This is a genomic window from Raineya sp. (genome assembly GCF_053497555.1).
Genome location: NZ_JBRCWE010000039.1, coordinates 22,989 through 30,107, shown reverse-complemented (window position 1 = coordinate 30,107; position 7,119 = coordinate 22,989). Strand labels below are relative to the sequence as shown.

Sequence of the window (7,119 nt, the reverse complement as noted above, 5' to 3'; positions counted from 1 at the left end):
ATCGTACCATTGTGGAATTGAAATCGGATAGAATCAAGGTTTTGCAAAATTGCTTGCCCCTTTTAATCGTACCATTGTGGAATTGAAATAGTTTTTGTTTTGAAGCCATTGAGCCTTCTGCCACCTTTTAATCGTACCATTGTGGAATTGAAATTCAGTAGCCGAAAGACCCTCGGCGATACGGCTAAAACTTTTAATCGTACCATTGTGGAATTGAAATATTTTTCAAGATTTTGGCTTAACTTTTCTTGTTCCTCTTTTAATCGTACCATTGTGGAATTGAAATATGATTTCCCGATCCGACAAAACAGGATCAGGATTAACTTTTAATCGTACCATTGTGGAATTGAAATTCAAGCAGATACACAATATCCGTATCGGTACGCTTCTTTTAATCGTACCATTGTGGAATTGAAATATTTCGCTAGGGGTTGGAGCTGTTTCCAGTATCAACTTTTAATCGTACCATTGTGGAATTGAAATTTCTTATTTTCTTCTTCTCTTGCATATCCTACACTCTTTTAATCGTACCATTGTGGAGTCGGAACTTTAATAAAGCCAAAGGCAAGTTTTGTAATTGAACTGCTTTTGGCTCTTTTTTATTTGGATAGAAAAAGCGTTTTTTCAAGCAAAAATCCGTACATTTGCAATATATTTACCTTGCCCTATGGCTAAAAATGTTTTTTTCCCTTACGGATTGAGCAATTTTCCCCAAGTAGTCAGTGAGTACGTATATGTAGATAAAACTTCCTACATAGAGCTATTGGAAACAAGACGGGAACGTTTTTTAGTGTATTTGCGTCCTCGCCGTTTTGGGAAAAGTCTATTCGTATCACTTCTGCAACACTATTACGATATAAACCGAAAGGCAGATTTTCAGAAACTCTTTGCTAATTATCATATTGGTAAAAATCCTACTGCAAGGGCAAATAGCTATCGGATATTGTTTTTTAATTTCAGTGCCATAGATACACGTACCCCTGAAAGTACTTACAACGATTTTTTGAATAGTATCAGGGTGGTTGTACGAGATTTTTTAGCAGGCTATGATTTACTAACAACCGATGAAGCAAGAGAAATAATCAGTGAGCAAACCCCTGAAATGATTTTGAGGAGTTTCTTTGGATTTTATGAAAGAAAACACGCCGAACATAAAATTTATCTACTCATAGACGAATACGACCACTTCACGAATGAAATTTTGGCTCGTAGCATACAGGAGTTCAAAGAAACAGTATCGCTGAATGGCTATGTGCGAAAGTTTTACGAAACTATCAAAAACGCTACCCAGCAGGGTATTGTGGATAGGTTTTTCATTACGGGGGTTTCGCCAATTACAATGGATAGCCTGACAAGTGGTTTTAATATCGTCAAGCACCTTACTCACGAAGAAGAGTTTGAGGCAATGATGGGCTTTTCAGAAACAGAGGTGCGAGAGCTTTTGAATTTGGTTTTGGAGGATAAAACTCGTGAGAAGCAAATAATGCAAGATTTGCGAGATTACTACAATGGCTATCGTTTTTATCCATTGAGCGAGCAGAATATTTACAATTCGGATATGGTGTTGTATTTTCTTGACCATTTCAAGAAAAGAGAGGAATACCCTCGTCAGATGTTAGACCCGAACATAGCCCCTGATTATGGCAAGCTCAAACAGATGTTCAAGGTGGCAAATTTGCAGGCAAACTTACAGGTTTTAGAGGAGGTACTTGAAAAAGGCAGTGTGGAAAGTGAGCAAATCTACCAATTCCATTTTGAAAAAAACTTTGGCAAGAAGGAATTTGTGAATTTTCTGTTTTACTTGGGTAATTTGACGATTAAAGAAACCTTGCCAAGTGGCTTTATTTCTTTCAAAGTACCCAACAAAGTAATAGGCGATTTGTATTGGCAGTATTATTCGGAGATTTTGCAGAATTATGGCGAGCTAAAAGGCTTGCAAGATGATACGCAACAAGCACTTTCGGATATGGCAATTACGGGCAGTTACGAAAAGTTTTTTGTCTTGATAGAAAAGTTACTTCAAAGTCTTTCCAACCGAGATTACATTCGTTTTGATGAAAAACACGTAAAAATGGTGTTTTTGGCATATCTGATAAATGCCAATATTTTTTGGGTGCAAAGTGAGCGAGAAGTAGCGGGTGGAGGCTATGTGGATATAGAGCTGTTTATTCGTCCTAACAATCCTTTTACGCATCATCAATTTGCTATTGAGCTAAAATATCTGAAAAAAGAGCAAGAAAACCTGCTTTCAGACACAATGCAAGAAGCAAAAGAGCAAATTTTGAGTTATTACCAAAAGGATACACTTTTGCAAAGCAAAAAGATGCTGAATTTGCTAGCAGTGGTAGTGGTGAAGGATAAAATTTGGGTAGAAAAAGTGCAGTTATCTTGAAACAAACTTCTGCAACAGAAAGTAACATACATAGCATATTTTGATATAAGAGAGGTTTTTGTTTAGAAAAATTCTAAATTATCTTTGTATTTTTTAGCTAAACATTGAAAATCAGTATTTTATGAAAGGGCTAAAAAAATCTGCTTCAAAAATTTTGAATTTGTTGCGAATTGTGTTTGCAAGTAAAAAAACGCCTATTATTTTTGTACTGCTAAAAGAACCGATTTTTTCAATAGAAAAAATGTACGCTAATAATTTTACTTCTATGCACAACAAAACTTTTACTCGGTATATCTTGGCGATAGCAACTTGTTGGGTATTATTACTTTCTAATACTCTGATGGCTCAAGACAAAGCCGATGCCGCCAAGGGTAAAGAATTATATGCACAAAATTGTGCTACTTGCCACAAAATTCACGCCAATGCTACGGGTCCTGCTCTGAAAGATGTAAGCCAACGCCGCACAGAAGCTTGGCTTATTAAATGGATTCGTAACTCACAATCAATGATTAAGAGCGGAGATGCCATTGCAGTAAAATTGTACAATGAGTGGAATCAGACTGCAATGAACTCCTTTCCCGATTTTTCTGACCAAGATATTAAAAACATTTTAGCTTACATTGATGAAGAAAGCAAAAAAGAGCCTGTAAAAGCTACCCCCACTGCTACACAAACAGGTGGTACAACTGCCGTAGCGGCTGATAGTGGTTATACTAATATCATTTTGGGAGCATTAGCTACTATTTTGCTCGTTATCCTTGCAGTGCTTTTGGTTCTTACTTCCTTGCTAACTAAATTGCTTAAACAAAGAGATGATTTGGACGAAGCAGATAAAGAAATCGTAGAATCTAAATTTGATTTGGCTAAAATTTTGGGTAGCAAAGCCTTTATCGGTACAGTAGCGGGTATCATTTTCCTTGTTATTTCCAAAGCAGGTATTGATAAAGTAATGGATATAGGTATGCAAATTGGTTATGCCCCTACACAACCTATTCCTTTCTCTCACAAGCTACACGTTGGCAAATACGAAATTGCTTGTCAGTATTGCCATACTACTGTAATGAAAGCTAAATCAGCGAGTATCCCTTCGGCAAATATTTGTATGAACTGCCATAATGCAATCAAGACAGGCTCACCCAATATGCAAAAAATTTATAGCTATATTGAAAACAATCAGCCTATTCCTTGGGTGAGAGTGCATAATTTGCCTGACTTGGCTTACTTCAACCATTCACAACATACCGTTGCAGGGCAAATTGCTTGTGAGCAGTGCCACGGCGAAGTAAAAGAAATGGAAGTTATCCAACAACGCTCACCACTTACTATGGGTTGGTGTATAGATTGCCACCGCCAAACACTCGTAAGCTACACTACCAAAGATGCTGACGGCAAAGATGTTTTGAACCCTTATTACGAAAAATTACTTGCTTTCCACAAATCCAAAGGAAAAACCAAGTTCAAAGTGGAAGATATAGGTGGTTTGGAATGTTCAAAGTGTCATTACTAACAAATTTTACATAAAACTTACTTCAATCCTCCCTCGTGAGGCTCACTTAAAGCAAGTTCAACGTATGGAAAACAAAAAGATATATTGGAAAGGTTTTGAAGAATTAACCAATGACCTTGAATTCGTGAAAAAGGCAGATAAGGAGTTTCCTGAATTTCTGCCTATTGCCGAAAAAGATGATAACGGCAATACTTCACGACGCGATTTTTTGAAACTAATGGGTTTTAGCGTTGCGGCGGTATCGCTGGCGGCTTGTGAAGCTCCCGTAAAAAATGCCATTCCTTATCTGAATAAGCCCGAAGAAATAGACCCTTCTATTCCCAATTATTACGCCAGCACTTATTTTGCTGATGGCGAATATTGCAGTATTTTGGTAAAAACTCGTGAAGGCAGACCTATCAAAATTGAGGGAAATACGCTTTCCAAAGTTACCAAAGGGGCTACTTCGGCTCGTGTGCAGGCTTCGGTGCTGAACCTATATGACCTTGCCCGCCTCAATTCTTTTATGAAAGGCAATCAGAAAATTAAAATCAAAGATGCCGACCAAGAAATTATCAATGCTTTGCAAAGCACCTCGGGCACTATATATATTGTAACGCATACGATTATTAGCCCTTCCACAAAGGCTGTTTTAGCTGAATTTACCAAAAAATATCCTTCTGCCAAAGTAGTTACCTACGATGCTATTTCGGCGTATGGTATTCTGAAAGCCAATGAAAAGTCTTTTGGTGTGTATGCTTTACCTACCTACGATTTCAGCAAAGCCGATGTAATAGTAGGTATCAATGCCGATTTCTTGGGTACTTGGCTCAATGCTTTGGAATATAGTGGGCAATATGCACAAACTCGCCGCCTAAGCAAAGACAAAAACTCTATTTCTCGCCATTATCAGTTTGAAAGTGGAATGTCTTTGACAGGGGCAAATGCCGACTATCGTACTGCTATTCGTCCTTCGCAAGAGGCTTTGGTAGTAGCACACCTCTACAACGAAGTAGTTGGCGGTTTGAGCGTACCTGCCATAGGAGATAATGCAGTGGCAGAAAAAATTAAGAAAGCCGCCGCAGACCTCAAAAATGCCAAAGGAAAGGCTCTCGTAGTTTGTGGTTCTAATGATGTAAATGTACAGATTTTAGTCAATGCTATCAATAATGAACTTTCAAGCTACGGCTCTACCATAGATTTAGCTCACCCCAATTATACCAAGCAAGGTAATGACGAAGAAATGGCAAAATTCGTTGATGACCTCAAAGGAGGTAGCGTGGGAGTTGTAATTTTCTATGGTACAAACCCAGTATATGATTATCCTCGTGGTAAAGAAATTGCCGAAGCCTTGAAAAATGTAGCTTTGAGCATCTCTCTTGCCGACCGTGCCGATGAAACTGCCAAACTTTGCAAATATATTTGCCCTGACGCCAACTTTTTAGAGTCTTGGGGCGATGCGATGCCTTGTGCAGGGCATTATAGCTTGCAACAGCCCGCTATCACTTTTATTTATCCCGAAGGCACACGCCAAGCACAAGATAGCTTCCTTACTTGGGCAGGTTCTAAAACCACTTACTACAATTTCTTGCGTGGTTATTGGAAAAATAATTTGCTCAAAGGGGCTGATTTTGAAAATGCTTGGATAAAAACACTACACGATGGCGTATTTGAAACTGCTTCGGTAGCTGTGGCTGATGATACCAAAAAAGAAGAAAAGCCCCAAGCTACTGCTGTTGCTTTCAAGGCTGATGTAAATGCGGCGGTTTCTGCCATTGCTTTCAAGGAAGGAAAAGGAAAGGAACTGCACTTATACACAAAAATTGGCTTGGGCAGTGGTAAATTTGCCAATAACCCTTGGTTACAAGAACTTCCTGACCCTGTTACGAAGGCTACTTGGGATAATTACGCCGCCATTTCTAAGGCTTATGCCAAAGAATTGGGCGTAGAAACAGGAGATATTGTAAAAGTTACTGCCAAAGGTGTTTCTTTTGAACTTCCAGTGCTGGTTCAGCCCGGACAGCAAAAAGATACTATTTCTATAGCTTTGGGTTACGGACACACCGATATAGGCAAATGCGGTAATGGCGTAGGGCAAAATGCTTATCCTGCGGTTGCTGTGAAGGGAGAAAGCTTGGTGTATGCTTCTGATGAAGTTGCTTTGAGTAAGACTGATAGAAAAGTGCAAATGGCTCTTACGCAAACTCACCAAACCCTAATGGGCAGAGGACACGTTAGAGAAGCCAAACTTGCCGAATATACGAAAAACCCCAAAGTAATACGTGAAAAATACGACATATACATTCAGACTTCCGAAGGTCCTAAAAAGCCTACCGAGCTTACAATGTGGAAAGGACACGAAGAAGCCTACAATAAAAATCATTGGTGGGGACTTGCTATTGACCTCAACGCTTGTACGGGTTGCAGTGCTTGCTTGATAGCCTGTCAGTCTGAAAACAACGTACCTGTGGTGGGTAGGCAAGAAATCGTTTATGCCCGTGAAATGCACTGGATACGCATAGACCGCTATTATAGCACTGATGCGAACTTAAACGATAAGAGTATCGGGGGCTATAAAAAAATGGAAGAACCTTCCGACAACCCCGAAGTGGTATTTTTACCTGTAATGTGTCAGCATTGTAATAATGCTCCTTGCGAAACGGTTTGTCCCGTAGTAGCTACTACTCACAGCTCAGAAGGTTTGAACCAAATGACTTACAACCGTTGTATAGGTACGCGTTATTGTGCCAACAACTGCCCCTTCAAGGTTCGCCGTTTCAACTGGTTCAACTATACCAACGACGAAAAATTCACCACCGTGAACTTTATGTCTCAATCTGATTTGGGTAGAATGGTACTGAACCCTGATGTAACGGTACGTTCTCGTGGGGTTATGGAAAAATGTTCTCTTTGCGTACAACGCATTCAGGCAGGCAAATTGGAGGCGAAAAAAGAGAAACGCAAAGTGAAAGATGGTGATATTAAGGTTGCTTGTCAGCAGTCTTGCCCTACGGGAGCAATTGTTTTTGGAGATATGAACGACCCCGAAAGTGAAATTGTAAAACTGGTGGGTATTACCAAAAACGAAAAGAAAGACATCGTTGCCAACGACCCTCGTGCTTATCACTTGCTTGAAGAAATCAACGTGAAAGCAAACGTTACGTATTTAGCCAAAATTAGAAATCAAGACGAAAACAAAAAAGCCTAATTTTTTCATCAGTATTCAAAACAAACAGGATAT

3 protein-coding genes and 1 CRISPR repeat array are annotated in these 7,119 nt (G+C 39.2%); all 3 genes read left to right on the top strand.

Annotated elements, in window-relative coordinates:
• Window positions 1-59: 59 nt before the first annotated feature.
• Window positions 60-548: direct repeats of the CRISPR family, unit length 30 nt; unit sequence CTTTTAATCGTACCATTGTGGAATTGAAAT.
• 119 nt (window positions 549-667) lie between these two features.
• On the top strand, window positions 668-2,392 hold the full coding sequence (locus tag ACWITO_RS04865; RefSeq protein WP_448528886.1) for an AAA family ATPase: 1,725 nt from the start codon (window positions 668-670) through the stop codon (window positions 2,390-2,392).
• A gap of 121 nt (window positions 2,393-2,513) precedes the next feature.
• Window positions 2,514-3,899: a c-type cytochrome gene (locus ACWITO_RS04860; RefSeq protein ID WP_448528885.1), complete on the top strand. Its 1,386-nt coding sequence runs from the start codon at window positions 2,514-2,516 to the stop codon at window positions 3,897-3,899.
• Between the two features lie 64 nt (window positions 3,900-3,963).
• Window positions 3,964-7,086 (top strand): TAT-variant-translocated molybdopterin oxidoreductase, encoded by a 3,123-nt coding sequence (locus ACWITO_RS04855; RefSeq protein ID WP_448528884.1) that lies wholly within the window; start codon window positions 3,964-3,966, stop codon window positions 7,084-7,086.
• Window positions 7,087-7,119 lie beyond the last annotated feature (33 nt).